This window comes from Actinomycetospora straminea, from assembly GCF_028737255.1.
Taxonomy (GTDB): Bacteria; Actinomycetota; Actinomycetes; order Mycobacteriales; family Pseudonocardiaceae; genus Actinomycetospora; species Actinomycetospora straminea.
In genome coordinates this window covers 72,849-89,991 of sequence record NZ_JAQZAN010000007.1, presented here as the reverse complement: position 1 = coordinate 89,991, position 17,143 = coordinate 72,849, and the positions used below count along the sequence as shown (strand labels likewise).

At 77.3% G+C, this 17,143-nt stretch carries 22 protein-coding genes and 1 pseudogene; 5 read left to right on the top strand and 18 right to left on the bottom strand.

Annotated features, from left to right (window positions below; genetic code table 11):
* Positions 1–127: 127 nt before the first annotated feature.
* Both PH190_RS11970 and PH190_RS11965 read left to right on the top strand, forming a co-directional pair.
* Positions 128–2,635, top strand: a complete 2,508-nt coding sequence (locus PH190_RS11970; RefSeq protein ID WP_274231737.1) for a cation-translocating P-type ATPase — start codon at positions 128–130, stop codon at positions 2,633–2,635.
* Positions 2,632–3,069 carry a hypothetical protein gene (locus PH190_RS11965; RefSeq protein ID WP_274231736.1) on the top strand — a complete coding sequence of 146 codons (438 nt, stop codon included), beginning with the start codon at positions 2,632–2,634 and terminating at the stop codon, positions 3,067–3,069. Before PH190_RS11970 ends, PH190_RS11965 begins: the two co-directional genes overlap by 4 nt.
* Here the strand turns inward: PH190_RS11965 and PH190_RS11960 are convergent.
* From PH190_RS11960 to PH190_RS11920, 9 genes are all read right to left on the bottom strand, one after another.
* Positions 3,020–3,979 carry an alpha/beta hydrolase gene (locus tag PH190_RS11960; RefSeq protein WP_274231735.1) on the bottom strand — a complete coding sequence of 320 codons (960 nt, stop codon included), beginning with the start codon at positions 3,977–3,979 and terminating at the stop codon, positions 3,020–3,022. The two genes, PH190_RS11965 and PH190_RS11960, sit on opposite strands and share 50 nt — an antisense overlap.
* Positions 3,976–4,533: a flavodoxin domain-containing protein gene (locus tag PH190_RS11955; RefSeq protein WP_274231734.1), complete on the bottom strand. Its 558-nt coding sequence runs from the start codon at positions 4,531–4,533 to the stop codon at positions 3,976–3,978. The genes PH190_RS11960 and PH190_RS11955 overlap by 4 nt, the downstream gene beginning before the upstream one ends.
* Complete coding sequence (locus PH190_RS11950; RefSeq protein WP_274231733.1) at positions 4,530–5,231, bottom strand: universal stress protein; 702 nt, start codon at positions 5,229–5,231, stop codon at positions 4,530–4,532. Before PH190_RS11950 ends, PH190_RS11955 begins: the two co-directional genes overlap by 4 nt.
* Positions 5,228–5,536: a dsRBD fold-containing protein gene (locus PH190_RS11945; protein ID WP_274231732.1), complete on the bottom strand. Its 309-nt coding sequence runs from the start codon at positions 5,534–5,536 to the stop codon at positions 5,228–5,230. The genes PH190_RS11950 and PH190_RS11945 overlap by 4 nt, the downstream gene beginning before the upstream one ends.
* A gap of 475 nt (positions 5,537–6,011) precedes the next feature.
* Entirely contained in the window at positions 6,012–6,260 is a 249-nt protein-coding gene (locus PH190_RS11940; protein ID WP_274231731.1) for a hypothetical protein, read from the bottom strand.
* Between the two features lie 198 nt (positions 6,261–6,458).
* On the bottom strand, positions 6,459–6,653 hold the full coding sequence (locus PH190_RS11935) for a hypothetical protein (RefSeq protein ID WP_274231730.1): 195 nt from the start codon (positions 6,651–6,653) through the stop codon (positions 6,459–6,461).
* A complete protein-coding gene (locus PH190_RS11930) occupies positions 6,650–7,114 on the bottom strand; it encodes a universal stress protein (protein ID WP_274231729.1) in 465 nt (154 codons plus the stop codon). The genes PH190_RS11935 and PH190_RS11930 overlap by 4 nt, the downstream gene beginning before the upstream one ends.
* Positions 7,111–7,485: a hypothetical protein gene (locus PH190_RS11925; RefSeq protein WP_274231728.1), complete on the bottom strand. Its 375-nt coding sequence runs from the start codon at positions 7,483–7,485 to the stop codon at positions 7,111–7,113. The genes PH190_RS11930 and PH190_RS11925 overlap by 4 nt, the downstream gene beginning before the upstream one ends.
* A gap of 88 nt (positions 7,486–7,573) precedes the next feature.
* The gene (locus PH190_RS11920; RefSeq protein WP_274231727.1) at positions 7,574–7,981 is read right to left on the bottom strand and encodes an avidin/streptavidin family protein; all 408 of its coding nucleotides are present in this window, start codon (positions 7,979–7,981) and stop codon (positions 7,574–7,576) included.
* Between the two features lie 237 nt (positions 7,982–8,218).
* Here PH190_RS11920 and PH190_RS11915 point away from each other — a divergent pair, with 237 nt between their 5' ends.
* Positions 8,219–8,758, top strand: coding sequence for an Hsp20/alpha crystallin family protein (locus PH190_RS11915; RefSeq protein WP_274231726.1), 540 nt, complete (start codon positions 8,219–8,221; stop codon positions 8,756–8,758).
* Positions 8,759–8,792: 34 nt separating this feature from the next.
* Here the strand turns inward: PH190_RS11915 and PH190_RS11910 are convergent, their stop codons facing one another.
* The 5 genes from PH190_RS11910 to PH190_RS11890 form a co-directional block, all read right to left on the bottom strand.
* Positions 8,793–9,770: a universal stress protein gene (locus tag PH190_RS11910; RefSeq protein WP_274231725.1), complete on the bottom strand. Its 978-nt coding sequence runs from the start codon at positions 9,768–9,770 to the stop codon at positions 8,793–8,795.
* A gap of 47 nt (positions 9,771–9,817) precedes the next feature.
* A complete protein-coding gene (locus PH190_RS11905; protein ID WP_274231724.1) occupies positions 9,818–10,354 on the bottom strand; it encodes an HdeD family acid-resistance protein in 537 nt (178 codons plus the stop codon).
* A gap of 35 nt (positions 10,355–10,389) precedes the next feature.
* Complete coding sequence (locus tag PH190_RS11900; protein ID WP_274231723.1) at positions 10,390–11,064, bottom strand: hypothetical protein; 675 nt, start codon at positions 11,062–11,064, stop codon at positions 10,390–10,392.
* A gap of 11 nt (positions 11,065–11,075) precedes the next feature.
* Entirely contained in the window at positions 11,076–11,576 is a 501-nt protein-coding gene (locus PH190_RS11895; RefSeq protein ID WP_274231722.1) for a nitroreductase/quinone reductase family protein, read from the bottom strand.
* A 249-nt stretch (positions 11,577–11,825) separates the two neighbouring features.
* Entirely contained in the window at positions 11,826–13,043 is a 1,218-nt protein-coding gene (locus PH190_RS11890; protein ID WP_274231721.1) for a serine hydrolase domain-containing protein, read from the bottom strand.
* 280 nt (positions 13,044–13,323) lie between these two features.
* On the opposite strand from PH190_RS11890, the gene PH190_RS11885 reads away from it, so the two are divergent.
* Positions 13,324–14,346 carry a potassium channel family protein gene (locus tag PH190_RS11885; protein ID WP_274231720.1) on the top strand — a complete coding sequence of 341 codons (1,023 nt, stop codon included), beginning with the start codon at positions 13,324–13,326 and terminating at the stop codon, positions 14,344–14,346.
* Entirely contained in the window at positions 14,297–15,211 is a 915-nt protein-coding gene (locus PH190_RS11880; RefSeq protein WP_274231719.1) for a nitroreductase family deazaflavin-dependent oxidoreductase, read from the top strand. Before PH190_RS11885 ends, PH190_RS11880 begins: the two co-directional genes overlap by 50 nt.
* Before the next feature lie 18 nt (positions 15,212–15,229).
* Here the strand turns inward: PH190_RS11880 and PH190_RS11875 are convergent, their stop codons facing one another.
* From PH190_RS11875 to PH190_RS11860, 4 genes and pseudogenes are all read right to left on the bottom strand, one after another.
* Complete coding sequence (locus tag PH190_RS11875; RefSeq protein WP_274231718.1) at positions 15,230–15,700, bottom strand: GyrI-like domain-containing protein; 471 nt, start codon at positions 15,698–15,700, stop codon at positions 15,230–15,232.
* A gap of 93 nt (positions 15,701–15,793) precedes the next feature.
* Complete coding sequence (locus tag PH190_RS11870) at positions 15,794–16,423, bottom strand: chemotaxis protein CheB (RefSeq protein WP_274231717.1); 630 nt, start codon at positions 16,421–16,423, stop codon at positions 15,794–15,796.
* Positions 16,424–16,556: 133 nt separating this feature from the next.
* Positions 16,557–16,778, bottom strand: a pseudogene (locus tag PH190_RS11865) (MmpS family transport accessory protein); the annotation flags it as partial.
* 18 nt (positions 16,779–16,796) lie between these two features.
* Complete coding sequence (locus tag PH190_RS11860; RefSeq protein WP_274231716.1) at positions 16,797–17,075, bottom strand: hypothetical protein; 279 nt, start codon at positions 17,073–17,075, stop codon at positions 16,797–16,799.
* Positions 17,076–17,143 lie beyond the last annotated feature (68 nt).

Genomic DNA, 17,143 nt, shown 5'->3' with positions numbered 1-17,143 from the left:
GGGACCGCCAGGCCCGGGCCCCGAGCCCGGCCGCGGGTGACCGACGGCGCGACGGTCTGCGCGGCTCTCCCCGCCCGTGACCTCCGGCCCTGGTCCACGGAGCGACACCCGCGCACCGTCGGGCGTCGTGAGGACGACCGCCCTGCGGGAGGGGCTCACCGACGCCGAGGCCGCCCTGCGCCTCGCCCGCGACGGGCCCAACGAGCTCCCCCGCCCCCCGCGCCGCTCGGCGGCGCGCCGGGTGCTCGCGCAGCTGACGGACCCGCTGGTGCTGGTCCTCCTCGTGGTCGCGGCCGTCACCACCGCCATCGGCGACCACGCCGACACCGCCGTGGTGCTGCTCGTCGTGCTCGGCAACACCACGGTGGGCGTCGTGCAGGAGATCCGCGCAGACCGATCCGTCGAGGCCCTCGACCGGCTCGGCGCGGCCCGGGCCCGGGTGCGTCGGGACGGGGCGGTGCGCACCGTGCCCGCCCGCGAGGTCGTGGGCGGGGACGTGCTCGCCGTGGCCGCCGGTGACGTGCTCGCGGCCGACGGCACCGTCCTGTGGGGCGAGTCCCTGCAGCTCGACGAGGCGGCCATCACCGGCGAGTCGCTGCCCGTCGAGGCCCACCGACCGGGCACGGAGGTCCTCTCGGGCAGCGTCGTCACCCGGGGCCGGGGCGAGGTCCTCGTCGGGGCGACCGGGCCGTCCTCGGCCATGGGGCGCATCGCCGAGGGGCTCGTGCGGACCCGATCGCGGCGCACCCCGCTGCAGCAGCAGCTCGCGGCCCTCGGGCGGTGGCTCGCGCTCACGGCCGTCGTCGCCTGCGCGGTCGTGTTCGCGCTCGGTCTCCTGCGCGGCGAACCCCCGGTGCTCATGCTGGTCACCGCACTGAGCCTCGCGGTGGCGGCGGTGCCCGAGTCGCTGCCCGTCGTGGTGACCCTCGGGCTCGCCCTCGGTGCCCGGCGGATGGCCGACCGGCACGCCGTCGCGCGGAGCCTGCCCGCCGTCGAGACCCTCGGCGCGGTCACCCTGCTCGCCACCGACAAGACCGGCACCCTCACCGAGGGTCGGCTCCGCGTCGCCGAGACCTGGACCGAGCAGGACCTCGACGAGCTGGCCCGGGCGGCGGTCCTCTGCAACGACGCCCCGGCCGCCCCCGACGCCGACGCCGGGCCGGGCACCGACCCCCTCGAGGCCGCGCTCGTCGACTGGGCGCGCTCCCGCGGGATCGACGTCGCCGCGGTGCGGGGCCGCCACCCGCGACGGGCGGCGGTGCCGTTCGACGCGGTCCACCGCCGCATGACCACGTGGCACGACAGCGAGCCCGACGACGGGCCCGACAGCGGGACGGACCGCGGGGCCGACGCGACGACGGGCGGCGTGCTCGTCGTCGAGAAGGGCGCTCCCGAGACCGTGCTGCCGCCTCCCGGGCTGTCCGGGGTCGCCGACCGCGCGCGGCGGTGGGCCGAGGACGCCGCGACCCGCGGGCTGCGGGTCATCGTCGTCGCCACCGGGCGCCGGAGCGCCGTGCCGGTGGACGCCGACGCGGACGTCCCGCACGACCTCGACGTCCTGGGCGTCCTCGCCCTGCGGGACCAGCCGCGGGAGGCCGCGCGCGACGCCCTCGCCGGCTGCCACCGCGCGGGCATCCGCACGGTGGTCCTCACCGGCGACCACCCCGGCACCGCGGCCACGGTCGCCGCGCAGGTGGGGCTCACCGGGCCGGGGGGACGTCCCGCGCGGGTGGCCGTCCCCGACGGCGCGGGCCACGACGGCGAGCTGCTCGACGCCGACGTCGTCGCGCGCTGCCGCCCGGAGCGCAAGCTCGACGTCGTCGCGGGGTGGCAGTCGCGCGGCGAGGTGGTCGCCATGACCGGCGACGGCGTGAACGACGGGCCGGCGCTGCGCCGGGCCGACATCGGGGTCGCGATGGGCCGGCGCGGCACCGAGGTCGCCCGCCAGGCCGCCGACCTCGTGCTCGCCGACGACGACCTGAACACGGTGGTGGCCGCCGTGGACGAGGGACGGCGCATCCACACCAACGTCCGCCGCTTCCTCGCCTACGCCCTCGCCGGCGGCCTGGCCGAGGTCCTCGTCATGCTCACCGGCCCGCTCATCGGGGTGGCCCTGCCGCTGCTGCCCGGCCAGATCCTGTGGATCAACCTGCTGACCCACGGCCTGCCCGGGGTCGCGTTCGGCGCCGAGCCCTCGGAGCCGGGGGCGATGGCCACGGGGCCGCGTCGCCCGGGCGCCTCCGTGCTCGCCGGCGGTCTGTGGATCGGGGTGCTGGTGGTGGGCGCGGTGGTGGCCGCGCTGACCGTCGCCACCCTCGTCCTCGTCGGCGACCCGGAGCCGCGCAGCGCCGCGTTCGTCGCGCTCGGCCTGGCCCAGCTCGGCGTGGCCGTCGGGCTCCGGGCGCGGCGCCCCCGTGGCACCACCCCGGCGGGCCCGGACTGGCTGCTCATCGCGGTCGGCGGCGCGGCGCTCGCCCAGGTCGCGGCGGTGACCGTCGCCCCCCTCATGGCCCTGCTGCGGGCCACCACGCCCACCCCCCTCGGCTTCGCGGCCGCGGTCGGGGGCGCCGTCGTCGCCGGCCTCGTCGCGCGCCTGCTCGCGCGGCCGAGGGTGATCGGAGAGGACCGACCATGACCACCGTTCCCCGCCTCGAGGCGGACGCGGCCCGCCGCGTCCTCGTGCTGCTCGAGGCCCTGCTCGGGGCGAGCGCGGTGTACGGCGGCATCGGCCTGCTGACGGGCACGCTCGGCATGAGCGACGCGTGGCTCGCCGGCACGCCCTTCACCAGCTGGCTGGTGCCCGGCATCGCCCTGCTCCTCGTGGTGGCGGCGCCGATGCTCGCCGCGGCCGTCCTCGAGCTGCGCCGCCACCACCTCGCGCCGACCGCGTCCGTCCTCGCCGGCGTGCTGCAGGTGGGGTGGATCGCGGTCCAGCTGCTGGTCATGCAGCGGTACTTCGTGCTCCAGCCGGTGGTCCTCGTCGTCGCCGCCGCGATCATGCTCGTCGCGGGGCTGCGGGTCACCGGGACGAGGCCACGGGCCGCCCCGGGGCACGCCGATCCTCGATGAGGTGCCGCCGCAGGAACGCGAGGTGCTCGGACGCGACCTCGTCGAACGTCCGCCCGTGGTAGACGTCGAAGTGCCCGACGGGGCGGATCGTCACCTCGCCCCGCGGCGCCCGGGCGGCCCTGTCCGCGACGAACCGCCACGAGATCTCCGTGTCGTCGCGGGCGAGGGTCACCAGCAGCGGCGCGCGGATGCGCTCCATGGTGCCCGCGCGGTACCGGGGGGCGTGGAGGAGGAAGCGCGGGGTCACGCGGTTCTCCCACGTGCCGCTGGACGCCTCGAGATCGCGGAACCACCCGGCGAGCCCGGGATCGCTGAACACCGCCCGGTCCATCGGTCCGAAGACGGCGATGTAGTGCGGCGGCCGGTGCAGGAGCCCCCGCACCTCGTCGACCACTGCCGCGCCGACCAGCCGCGCGGTGGCGCGGGCGACCTCCCGCCGCCCCAGCCCGCGCTGGGCCATCTCCTGTCGAAGGTCGCCCCGGCCCCGCCACACGTCCAGAGCGGGGACGTTCGCGACCACGGCGGCGATCGACGGGTCACCGGCGGCGAGCTCGACGACGTGGCTGCCGCCCAGGGACGACCCCCAGAGCGCGACGGCGTCCCCGTCGACCTCGGGCATCCCGCGGGCGAACTCGACGGCGCGGCGGAGGTCGGCCCGTTGGCGTGCGCTGTCGACGAGCTGTCGCGGCGAGCCGTCGCTCTCCCCGAAGTGGCGGTAGTCGAAGAGGAGCACGGCGAGACCGCCGGCCACGAAGCGCTCCGCGTAGGACGGGAGGAGCGCGTCCATCGTCCCGGAGAACCCGTGCGCCATCACCACGCAGGGCGCGGGCGCGCCGCCGGCGGGACGGTGGAGGCGGCCACGGCAGGTGAGCCCGTCGGAGGCGAAGGCGACGGGTCGGGCCGCCGTCACGCGCGGGCCCCGGACGAGGCCCGGCGCCGGCGCCCGGTCGGGGCGGGCAGGGTGGTCAGCACCCGGCCCACCCCGTCGGCCCAGGCGTCGATGCGGTCCCAGTCGCGGTAGTCGCCGGCCCCTCGGGTGAGGGCGAGCAACGCCAGCCACCCGAAGAGCGGCAGGTGGTCGTCGCGGATCACCCCGCTGACGACGAGGTGGTCGCGGAAGGACACCCGGTCGGCCAGCTCCTCCACGAGCAGCGGCGGCTGCAGGCTCGCGAGCAGGCGCCACGGGCAGCGCAGCGCGTCCGGCATCCCGACGCTCAGGAGCCAGACCGGCTTGGCGGCCAGCTCGGGGGCGTGCTCGGCGACGAACGCCCGGGCCTCGGGCAGCCAGCGCTGACCGTGCACGGCGCTGGCGAGGACGAAGGCGTCGAAGGCCGCCGGCGCGGCGACGCGGGCGAGCTCCCGGACGTCGACCTCGAGGCCGTACCGCTCCAACCGGGCGCCGACGTGCTCGGCGATCTCGCGGGTCGAGCCGTGCGCCGTGGCGTACCCGACCAGGACCCTCATCGCCGGCCTCCCCCGGAGGTCGCCGCGCCCTCGGCCGTGTCGGTCGCCCCCACCACCTCGCCGCTCCCGGCGTCGGGCCGGCGGTCCGGCCGCTCGGCGAGCAGCACGGGGATCGCGGCGTGCCGGCTCACCCGGTGCGCGACGTCCCCGAGCAGGTGCGGAGTGCCACCGGCCCCGTGTCGTCCCAGCACGATGAGGGCGGCTCCCCGGGCCGTGGCCACCGTCTCGACGCCCCGGGCGGGCTGCCCGCAGACCACCTCGGTCACGACCTGCTCCGCGCCGGCGCCGAACCAGCCGGCCCGGTCGGCCAGCAGCGCGCGGGCCTCCCGCCGTCGCCCGTCGTCCGCGTCGCCGGCGGCGTCCGGGTCCAGCACCGTCACCAGCACCACCGGGACCCGCGCCGGGTCGAACAGGCGGGCGGCCAGGCGGACGGCCCGGTCGGACCCGGGCGAGCCGTCGACGCCGACGACGACCGGCGCCCCCACCGCGCGGGGGTGCTCGTGGGCGAGGTCGACCACCCTCACGGACCGGTCCGCGCGCTCCGCGGCGATCGGGACGAAGAGGGGGCCGAGCACGGCCCCGATGAGGTACCAGCGCAGGTCGCGGTACCCCTGGCGGCCCAGCAGGACCAGCGCGGCCAGCACCCCGCTCGCCACCCAGAGGACCGCGACGACGGCGGCGAACAGCGACGAGGTCACGGCGCGGGGGTGCGCGGTGCCGGCGAGGTGAGGGCCGGGCGGCCGTAGGCGTTGGCGAAGGCGTCGTCGATCGCGTGGTCACCGAGCCGGTGGCCGAGCTCGACCAGGGCACGCGCCGCGGCCACCTGCCGGCCGATGACCGCCACCGACGGGTGGTCGGGCCACCGGACCGCCCGGCCCTCGCAGGCGAGCACGTCGCCCGGGCCGAGCACGTCGTCGGGAGCGCTGTCGAGGGCGGCGCGCGCGAAGGTCGCGGCGCCGTCGTCGTCGAAGGTCACCGTGACCGTCCAGGTGCTGGTCGTCATGGGTCCGACCCTGGTCCGGGGCACCCTCGGGGACACGGGGCCGCCGGACCGGGCTCCCGGGGCCGAAGGTCCCCCGACGGCGGCCCGGGGGCGTCCCGACGGACCGGGCGCCGACCCCCGCACGTCCCACGCGGGGGGACTCGGGGGTCGACGCCCGGCGAACCCGGAGCCACGGGCGACCAGGCGTGCAGGACACCGTCGAGCGGTCTCGGCGCCACGCACCGCCGGCCGGCACGGGCCCGCAGACCCCACGGCGGCCGACCTCCCGCGGTCGTGAGCTCCGCGTGGGTACCCGGGCTCCGGGTGGGCCCGCCGCCGAGGGGACCGGCGTTTCTCCTCCACGCCGGCCGTGGCTCCACGGCGGGCCCGGACAGAACCTGCGCCCACCGGCGGCGCCGGGACAGGACCGAACGTCCCCCGGTCCCGGCCCCACAGGTCCCGGTCCTCTCGGTCGCGCGGGACCCGGTGTCGACGCTCAGGCCGACGACCGCAGCCGCTGGCGGGCGAGCCGCTCGAGGAGTTCGGGCAGGGCACCGGGCGGCACCGCGTCGAGCTCCCGGCGGCACCGGAGCACCGTGGCCGACACCACCGCGACGGGCCGGCCGGAGAACTCGGCGGCCAGCCGCGTGATGGTGTGCGGGACGGCGTCGTCCTCGTCGTGGGTGTCGGTCGGTCCGGCATCATCACCGGGCAGGGACGCGGGGAGCAGCGGTCGAGCAGACATCGGGTCCTGTTCGTGTCGGGGTCGGTGGGCGGGGTCGGTTCGGGGGGCGGGGTCGGTGGTCGGGTCCGTGGTCGGGCTCGCCCCGGCGCCCGTGGACCGGTCCGGTCGACCGTGGCGCGCTCCCGGTCCCGCGGGGCAGGGCCGAACGTCCCGATCCGGACATGCCGGCGCCGGGTCACCGCGACCGCGAGCGCTCCGTCACGTCGCCGGCGCGTCCTCGAACCGCTCGATCCGTGCCGTGCTCCGGACGGGGACATCACCGCTCGGTGGTGGGGCGGACCTGCCGGCGGCACCGTGTCCGGGCGGGAGCCGCCGGTCGAGGGCGTCGAGCAGGAGCAGCACGACCATCAGGGCCGGTGGCAGGGCCACCGGGACCCAGAGCAGGGTGGTCACCGCACGGGCTCCGGTGCCGACGGGCTGGTGCCCACGACGACCACCGGGCACCGGACGCGGCGGGCGCACCCGGCGGCGACCGAGGTCAGACGCCCGCGGTCCGTGCCGTGTCCCACGATCAGCTGCGCGGCACCGGCGGACTCGCGGACGAGCACGTCGACGGGACGGCCGGCCACCGCACGGACCGCGACCGGGACCGGAGGGGGCCGGTCGCCGAGGACCTCCCCGACGAACGCCCGCAGCGTCGCCTCCTCCGCGGCCTGGACCTCGCTCCGGTGCGGTACGGGAAGCAGGTTCCCTCCGGGCAGCGAGGCGAGCGCGCCCCAGAAGTAGCCGACGGCGTCGTAGGCGGTCACGACGGTCACGCGGTCCCCGGTCGCGGAGGCCCGGCGCACGGCCTCGAGGAGGGCGCGCCGCGAGCTCGTCGAGCCGTTGACGCCGCAGACGACGTCGCCGCTCACCGCCGGCCCGCCGAGGGCATCGGCGCAGGCACCCCGCTGGGTCGGGGTTCCCAGTGCCGGAAGGCGGCGTAGCCGCAGCCCACCGCCACGGCCACGGGCCAGCTCACGAGACCGGTGACCGCGAGCGCGGCGACGCCGAGGTAGACCGGGACAGGGGCCGGCAGACGGTCGCGGACCTGGTCGACCATCGCCGCGCCGCGACGCAGCTCCCGCTCGAGGACGTCGCCGAGGTCGGCGCCCTCGGCGGCCGGGGCCTCCGGGCGGACATCGGTCCCGTCCAGCGGGGCGTCCTCGGACGGGACGTCCCCGGGCGGGGTGATCTCGGACGGGGCGGCCCCGGGTGCGGTCGTGGACTCCTCTGCTGTGGTCATGTCGGCCATGCTCGGGCGCCGCCGCCCGGCGCAGGAGGGCCGTTGGTCCCTCCGGAGCGGGGCGGACCTGCCCGGACGCGGCGGCACGTCACCGCGACGTCGCGGCGTCGGCCTGAGCACTCCCCCGCGGCCGCGCCGCGACGTCCAGGCGGACGAACAGGTCCTGCCCCACGCGCGTCGAGCACCATCCCGTGTGCTCCGCGCCCTCGGCGGTCAGCAGCCAGGTGGCGTGGAGCAGGTCGGCGTCGGGGTCGTAGCGGCCGCACCACGTCGTGACCGAGTGGGCGTTGCCGAGCTCGTTGTTCCACACCACCGTCCACCCCACCGCCGCGTGGGCGTCGGCGGGCGGTGCCGGGTCGAAGCGCCCGGCCAGCGGGTAGCGTCCCTCGGCCCGTCCGACGTGCGACTCGTAGACCCCGGTGAGCAGCCCGTCGGGCGCGGCGACCAAGGTCATCGTCGCCCCGAGCTCGTTGCGCCAGTCGCCTCCCGGTCCCATCAGCTCCTCCTCGTGGCCGCCCCGGCGCGCATCGAGGCCCCGCGGCCCGCGCGCACCGTGGGCCGGACCGGGACGGGGGCGTCAGGGTCGAAGGGCCCGGCGCCGGCGGGGACACCGTCGGCGACCGCGGTCCCGTCGGGCGCCGTCCGCCGGGCCCACCGGCCCTGCCCCGCCGACGCGGACGGTGGCGGGGTGGAGCCCCGGCCCCGATCCCCGGGCCGCGCAGGGAGGAGCACCATGGCGACGACCACCCGAGCCCGACGGAACGAGCCCGAGGAGCCCGCGGGCTCGGAACCGACCCCGGCGACCGTCACGACGGACGCCGAGGCCACCTCGCGGCCGGCGAGCGGCGTGACCGGCGTGCTCTCTCGCGGTGCCCGCGCCGTCGTCGAGACGTTGGGCGCGCCGGTCGCCGACAGCCTGCTCGGCCGACACCCGCGCTCGACCGGGATCACGACCGACGAGCGTGTCGAGGAGGGCGCCCTCGTCGTCGAGGCGGAGCTGCCCGGCTTCGCCCCCGACGCCATCACCGTCGCGGCGGAAGGCGGGGAGCTGTTCCTGCGGGCGCAGCGCGAGATCGAGCCGGGGACCGGCCGGCTGCAGCGCCGCGAACGACGGACGGGCACGTTCGCCCGCGATCTCGTGCTGCCGCCGGGCACCGACCCGACGACGATCACCGCGACCTACGCCGACGGGGTGCTCACCGTCCGCGTCCCCCTGCCCGAGCCGTCGCCCTCGTCCCGCCGCGTCGAGATCCCCGTGCGGCACCGGCGCTGACCAGCGATCGCCGGCGGTCGCGGGTGGCGCCCGCTCAGCCGGGGACGGCGAGGTCCCCGCGAGCAGGAGCCGCCCGCGGCCCGGGGATCGTCGTCCGGAGCGTGACCGGACCGGGCAGCGCGGTGACGGGACAGGGGGCGACCCGGGCCAGGCGCAGCAGCGACGACGGCGACCAGACGCCGACCTGCGGCACGACCAGCTCGTCGGCGCCGAGGTCGCGGACGGCCTCGAGGACCGCACGCGGCGACTCCTGGGGCCACCCGAGGACCTCGACGGCGACCCCCCGGCAGGCGTCGTCGCGGCGGAGGCGCTGCACGGTGGGCGTCACCACGGCCAGGGTCGACTCCTGGACGGCCCGCACCTGCTCGCCGATCGTGGGCGAGGGCCGGTAACCGTGGGGCCAGTCCCCGGGGACGGGCACCGGGTGGAAGCCCGCGACCACCGTCACGCGGTCCCCGTCCCGGCTGCGCTGCAGCACGTGCCCCACCGTGGTCGCCACGATCTCCGGGAGCGAGGCGGCCGTCGAGCCCGCCGTCGGGTCGACGCCGACGACGACGTGCCGGGCGCCAGCGGCCCCCACGGACGGGGCCACCACCGTGACCGGCCCCGGCGCACCCGCGAGCAGCGTCGCGACCGTGCGCCCGCGACGGGCGGGCCGTCCCACGACGAGGGCGGCGCCCCCGCGCGCCGCGGCGAGCAGCACGTCGGAGGCCCGACCGGGAGACCGGGACAGGGACACCGGTGGCGGTGCCGGAGCCCCGACGGCCTCCGCCGCCCGGGCGGCGAGCCGGCGCACCGCGGCCAGCTCGGTCTCCGCCAGCGCGCGGTCGGTCCCGGCGGAGCAGCCGGCCACGCTCCCCTCGACCTCGTCCCGGATCGCCCGGACCACGTGCACGGCCCCGCCGGCGCGGGCCGCGCTCGCCGTCGCCCAGCGCAGGGCGGACCAGGACGCGTCGTCGTCGGCGAGGCCGACCACGAGGCTCGGACACCCCGTCCCGTCCATCACGGACATGGTCATCCTTCCTGGGCGACGGCCTGCCCCGGGGTCGGTGCGTGCCCTCAGCGGGCCGTGAAGGCGGCGGGCCGCACCCGGCCGGCGACGAGGATCGTCGCGCCCTCGATGAGGACCTGGACGCCGAGCAGGAGACCCAGCAGCGACGGCACCGCGATCGAGAAGTTGAACAGCACGATCAGCCCCAGGACGATCGACAGGATCCCGCTGACGACGAGCACCACGCGGGCCGCGGGCACCTGCGTCGCGGCGAACAGCCGCGTGAGCCCGACGGCGAGGAAGAGCGCGCCGGCCAGCAGCGTGATGCCCGCGGCGCCCGCCAGCGGGTCCCGCACCATGATCACGCCGAGGACGATGAGCACGGCGCCGCCCAGCGCGGCCGACCACGAGACGCCCGACTCCCGGCGGAAGAACGCGGTGACGACGGCGACCACGCCCGACCCGATCGCGATCCACCCGAGGATCAGGACGGACAGGAAGGTCGCGACCACCGCGTTGGCGAGCACGACCAGCCCGGCCAGCAGCAGCAGGAGCCCGAGCACCACGTCCCAGCCGGTCCTGCGTCGTTCCATGACGGTCGCCATGATCGTGCTCCTTCCACCTCGAGGTGGGGTGAGGGTCATCCCGCGCGGCCGTGGGCGGTAGGGGCCCCTGGTCCCGGAGGGGGCGGGGCGATCGTCCCGCCGCGCAGGAGCCGGACCAGCCCGAACCCGGTGACCGTCGCCATCACCAGGGCCATGAGCGCGCCGGCGCCGACGCCCACCACGACCGCGACCGGCACCGCCTGCCCCGGCCGCCAGAGCGGGGTGGCCACCGCGAGGAAGGTCGCGAGCCCGAGCAGCCAGGCCAGCGCGGTGACGCCGACCCAACGACCTGCGCGGTCGACGTGACGCCGGAGCTCCAGCCACTGGGCCCCGCCGATGGTCACGAGGAGCAGGACGGCCACCACCCCGCCCAGCAGACCGAGCAGCACGACGGGCCACGTGGCGGTGACGGGCGCGGTCGCCGACGGCAGGAGCCCGAGCACGTAGGCCACCGTCGCACCGGCGGCGGTGAGGGCGACCCAGCGCCGGACCGCGAGGGCGGGCAGGCGACGCCGCAGGACGAGGGCCTGGCCCGCACCGAGCACGGCGCCCTCCACGGCTCCCGCGACGAGCAGCGCCGGGAACGAGACCGCCACCGGGGCGTCGACGGTGGCGACCCCGACCACCGCCGGCACCGCGAAGCCGACCAGCTCGGCGAGCGCGACCACCGGGATCCACCGCCCCAGCAGCACCCTGTCCTCGCGGTCCACGGTCTCCTCCGTCAGCTCGTCGGGGCCGGGCCGCGGGTCTCGTCGTCCGCCGGCACCAACCGGACGAGCGGGATCGGGCGGTCGGTGCGCCGCGGGTAGCGGGCGTAGTCCGGGGCCGCGGCCAGCACGCGCGGCCACCACGCGGTGGCCTCGTCGCGGGTCATGGGCACGGCGCGGACCGGCACCGTGCGGCCCTCGACCTCGACGACGGCGCGGGGGTCGGCGAGCAGGTTGACGTACCAGGCCGGGTGGGTGGGCAGCCCGCTGTTCGCCGCCACGACGACCATGTCGGTGCCGTCGGGGAAGTACTGGACCACCACGGTGCGCGGCCGCCCGGTGCGGCGTCCCCGCGTGGTCAGGACGAGCGCGCGCCGGCGCCAGAGGCGGACGATCCGCCCGCGGGTGCGGCGCAGCAGCCACGCCCCCGGGCGGACCGAGTGCCGGTCGACGAGGTGCTCGAGGCGGGCTCCGAAGGCGCTCCCCGACGGCCCCGGCGCGGTGTGGCCGGTCACCCGGACGCCTCGGGGCGATCGCCGCGGGGCGTCGCCAGCAGCGCGACACCGGCCGCGACGCCGTCGGCGAGGGCGTGATCGACGGCGGGCGGGCGGGGATCGTCCATGACGTGCCTCTCCGGGTGGGTCGACGGGTGCGGCGGCACCGACCCTGGCGCTCCGCGGTTCCCCCGCGGGAGGGGCGAAGGCCCCGACGGTGGGCCCGCTCCACGGGGCACGGCCGGGACCACCGGTCCCCGCGGATCGTCGCTACCCGCGGGCGAGCACCGTGCCCAGCGCGGCACGCAGGGCCAGGTCCCGGGGATCGCCCTGCAACCGCGTGCCCATCCGGTCGGTCACGTAGCCGTAGCCCAGCCGCCGCGCGGGGTCCGCGAACCCCATCGAGCCGCCTGCGCCCGGCGCCCCGAACGCGGCGTCGGACCCGAAGTCGAACGTGCCGCCGGGTTTCATGAAGCCCAGCGAGAACCCCGCCGGCGCGTGGAGGCACTCGTCGTACCAGCCCCGCCGCGCGGGGGTGGGCGGGGCCGCGAGCGCCGCCAGTGTCTCGGCCCGCAGGCCGAGCGGACCGCCCGGCACCGCGAGGGCGCCGTAGGTCGTGGCGAGGGCCCGGGCGGTCGCGACCGCGCCCCCGGAGGGCACCTCGAGCTCGCGGACCACGACGTGCTCGGGGTCGACGTAGAAGCCGGTGCCCGGGTTGGCCACCAGCGAGCGGTGCAGCACCGAGCGCCGCCGCAGCGCGTCGATCGTCAGGCGCACCGGCATGCCCGTCAGCCGCCGCCACGCCGGTGGCGGGACCAGGGCGGCGAGCCGCTCGTCGGGCACCGACGACGGCGTCCCCACGTAGACCTCGTCCCCCACCCCGAGGGGGCCGGCGACGTCCTCCGCGAGCACCCGGCCGATCGTGCGGTGGGCGGGGTCGAGGCGGCGCACCAGCTCGTTCTCGTAGAAGCCGAGCGTGATCGCGTGGTACGCCTGACGCTCCCCGGGCGGCCAGGCGGGCCGCTGGCGCTCCATCACCCCCGCGAGACGGTCCAGGTCGGCCACGACGTCCCGGTCGACCGGCTCGTCGAAGGCGAAGAGCCCGGCCTGGTGGGCCAGGAGCGTGCGGACGGTGATGTCCTGCTTGCCCGCCCCCGCGAACCCCGGCCAGTAGGTGGCGACGCGCTCGTCGTGGTCGAGCAGGCCCCGGGAGTGCAGCAGCGCGAGCACCGCGGCCGCCAGGCCCTTGGTGGTCGAGTGGACCAACGTCATCGTGTCGGCCCGCCACGGCGCGCCGCTCGCCCGGTCCCGCACGCCGCCCCACAGGTCGACGACGACCTCCCCGTCGACGACCACGCACACGGCGCCGCCGAGCTCCTCGCGCTCGGTGAAGTTCGCGACGAACGCGTCGCGCACGCGCTCGAAGCCCGGGGCGACGTCGCCCTCGACGGCGGCGTGCGGCGCCCGCCGTCGCGTCCGCTGCTCCATCCCCTTGCTCCCCTCTCCACCCAGGGCGGCGTCGACCCGGCCGCACGCGGCGCCCGGCGGGCCGAGGGTGGGACGGGGCGCCGACGGCCGGGAGGGCCGGAGGACCCGGCCGGCCCGTCCGTGGGGGCCCGCCGCGGGGCCGTGCGCACGAGGCCGGGAGTCGCCACCACGGGGCGGACCGGGCGACCCGTGGTTCCGGGGCCGTTGGTCCGTGTCCGCGGGGCCCGCGGCGCCGGACGATGATCGGCGTGACCCTTCCGCACCTCGCGCCGGGTGTGCGGTGAGCACCGCGGTGGCCGTGCTCAGCTCGGCCGTCGGCGTGGCGTTGATCGCGATCGCGCTGTTCGACGTGGCCGCCACCCTGTTCTCGCACCCGCGGCGCCACTCGCCGAGCCGGACCGTGATCAGGGCGACGTGGTCGGCGTGCCACCACCTCCCGGGGGCCCGGGCGCTGACCCTCGCCGGACCCCTCTCGTTCCTCGTCGTCGTCGCGAGCTGGGCGGCGTTCCTCGGGTGCGGGTGGGCGCTGGTGTACTGGCCGTGGATGCCTGAGGGGTTCCTGCACGCCGCGGAGCTCGGCGGTGCCGGCACGGACCTGCTCGACGCCCTCTACTTCTCGCTGGTCACGCTCAGCACGCTCGGCTACGGCGACGTCTCCCCCGCCCACGGGCTGCTCCGGCTGGCCGCTCCGCTGGAGTCCCTGCTCGGGCTCGGCCTGCTGACCGCGAGCGTGTCCTGGCTGCTCTCGATCTTCCCCGTGCTGTCCCGGCGGCGGGCCCTCGCCTACGAGATCCGGCTCCTGGAGGAGGTCGAGACCGACTCCGCCGACCCCGGCCCGCCGTCGCCGCTGCCCGCGAGCGTCTACGCCGACCTGACCTCGCGGCTGGTGGCCTGCGAGCGCGACCTGGTCACCTTCCCCATCACCTACTACTTCCACGACGACGACGCCCGCTTCGCCCTGCCGGCCGTCATGGAGCACCTGCTGGACGTCGCCGACCGGGCCCGCCGGCAGACCACCTCCGCCGAGGCCCACTTCCACGGCGGGCTGCTCCTGCGCGCGATCGACGACTTCGCCGCCGGCATCGCCTGCCGCTCCCGGCTCCCGGCCGGGGCCACCACGCGGGACGTGCTCGCGGCCTACGCCCGCGACCACGCCGTCGGGACTGCCGGTGCCACGGAGCAGGACCTTCGGCGGCTGCCCGCGCGTCCGGGAGGCGCACAGGCTGGCGGGGCCGCCGACCGAGGAGATCGCCGTGACGACCGTGCTGGACCGCGTCCCGAAGCCCGTCGCGGCCGGGGATGAGATGGAGGCGCTGCGCCGCTTCCACCGCGACACCACGTGGACAGGCACGATCGCCGAGGGCGGCATGGGGCCCGGGTCCCCGGCCATGACGGCCACCGGCAGCGGGACCCACCACGCGATCCAGGACGGTCGGTGGGTCGTCGGCGACTACCGCCAGGAGCAGTACCTGCTCGACGGCACCCACGTGCTGAGCTGGCAGCTCCACTGGGTCGCGGGATGGGACCCGTTCCGCCGCGAGTACCGCGCCGTGCTGGCCGACTGCTACGGCCACGCCGAGGTGATGGCCGGTCACATCGACGGCGACCGGCTCGTCTTCGAGTCCACCGGTGACCCGGCGGTCCGCATCCGTCTCACGTGGGAGCGCCGGCCCGGGGCGGTGCTCTGGCGCAACGAGGCGAGCGTCGACGGCGGCCCGTGGTCGCTGGTCGAGGAGTACCGGTGCACGCCGACGGCGGCGCGCGGCGGGCACTCGCGCTCCAACCAGGCCGTCAGGACGTTCAACAGGCACGTCCTCAACCCGCTGATGCTGCACCTGGCCGGGCGACGGCACTGGTACGCGGCGAGGATCGAGCACGTCGGGCGCCGGTCCGGGCGGACCCACGTCACCCCGGTCGCGGCACGTCCCGTGCCCGACGGTTTCGCGCTCCCCCTGCCCTACGGGCGCGACACCGACTGGTGCCGCAACCTGCTCGCCGCCGGGGGCGGGGTCGTCACCGCCGACGGGGTCCGCCGGACCGTCACCTCGCCGCGCATCGTGCCCGCCGAGCAGGTGCGGGACAGCTTCACCCCGTCCTGGCGACGGATGCTCGCCGGCGTGCCCGAGTTCCTGCTGGTGACCACCGAGCCCGATCCCGGCGACCCCTGACGCCGCCGTCGGGTCCGCTCACCGTGGCGTGACCAAGGGTCGGGAGACGACGGTGCGCGTCTGGGTCGGCGGCGTGTCCGGACCGCTCCAGTACTCCTCCCACATCGGTCCCGTGTCGTCGACCCGGCGACCGTGGGCCGCGGCCCCCCGCCCGAGCGCGTCGTAGGCCTTGTCCAGCTCGTCGTACGGCCCGAGGTGCGTGGTGGTGGCGACCTCCACCTCCGGGAGCCGGAACGGCTCGATCCCCTCGCCGGGCTCGACGTCGCTGTCGACGACGAAGCCGGAGGTGACGGAGAAGGCGTCCTCGTCCGCCACGAAGACGGAGACGGCCGGTCCGGTGATGGGCACCCCGGTACGGGCGAGGTGGCCGGCGACCCTGCGGAACGCCTCGCCGGCCTTGGCCCCGATGTCCTCGGTCCGGGCCTCGTAGTGAACGGCGGCCAGGCGGCGGCCGGTCTCGCGGGTGATGGTGACGTCGTCGTGGCCCATGGCTCGTCCCTCCTGCCGCGCGGGTCCGAGAGGCAACCCGATCCCGGGACCGCGCGGTAGGGACCGAGGTCCCGTGTCGACGCCAGTCCGGTGTCACGGGGCCTCGGGGACGGCCTCGGGCGGCGCGTCGGTCACCGGGTCCGGCCGGTCGTCGACGATCTCGACCAGCGCCGCCGGGATGTCGTCGACCGGGAGGACCCGGTTCACCGCGTCGTCGCGGCTGATGGCGGCCTCGGGCATCGCGAAGTGCGCCGACGTGGCGCGGTCGGAGGCGAGGACGGTCCCCCCGAAGTCGTGGACCACGTTCGCGCCGGTGGCGCCGTCGTGCCCGAGACCGGAGAGGATGACCGCGACCACCCGCGGACCCGCGGTGATCGCGAGGGTCGCGAGCAGGAGGTCGGCCGACGGTCGGTACGGCGGCGTGGCGTCGGTGGTCACGAGGGCGAGCGTGCCCTCCGGGGTGGCGAGCGCGTGCTGTCCGGGCGGGACGACGAGCACGACGCCGGGCTTCAGCGCGTCGCCGCTGACGGCATCGCGCACCGGGAGCCGGGTCCACCGCGCCAGGACGGGCGCCAGGCGACTGTGCCGGATCGGCCGTTGGTGCTGCAGGACCACGACGGCGGCGCCGAAGTCGGCCGGTAGCGGGCCGAGGACGCGGTGCAGGGCGTCGAGCCCGCCGGCGGAGCAGGCGAGCACGACGACGGGCGGGCCGCCCGTGGTCATCGTCCCGCCCCGGGCCCGCAGGTCCTACCGGTTGGCCGCATCGTGTCTCCCGAGCACTCGGACGGCGAGCCCTCGGGCCCCCGGCGAGGGAAGCGGGTGACGAGCAGGGACGGACAGAGCCGAAGGTCCCGCCTCACGGTTCGGTCGTCCGCCGGTCCGGGCTCCCCACGCAGGACACGGCCGAGTACCGGGCCGACGACGTCCGGGCGGCGATCACCTCGCCGTCCACCAGGATCCGGCAGGTGATCAGCCCGGCGACGGCGCTCGATGACTGCACGGTGAGGGTGTAGGTGTCGTGACCGTCGCCGGACACCGTCCTCGTGCTCCACGGGAGGGCCACGCCGTTCTCCCGCGACGCGGCCCCGTTGCGTCCTTAGGTCACGAGGGCTCGGAGGGCGTCCCCGGTGGCCTCGTAGACCACCCCCGACCGGAGCGGCGGCGCCGTGCGACCGGTCGGGGTGGACGTCGCCGAGCGGATCGCGGCGACGAGCGCGATGACGAGCACGGCGCCGATCGCGAGGGCGAGCACCACCCCGCGCCACCGCGACCGCAGCGCCGGCCGCCGGGAGCGGGACGGGGACACGAGCCGCACGTCGCGCGGGACGGGCGGGACGGGCGACCGGTCGGGGACGAGGACGGGCCGCAGCGGCATGGTCTGCTCGTCCGCGCCGGGCGGGCCCGGGATCGCAGGATCGGAGCGCCGCGCCGGAGGCTGCGTCC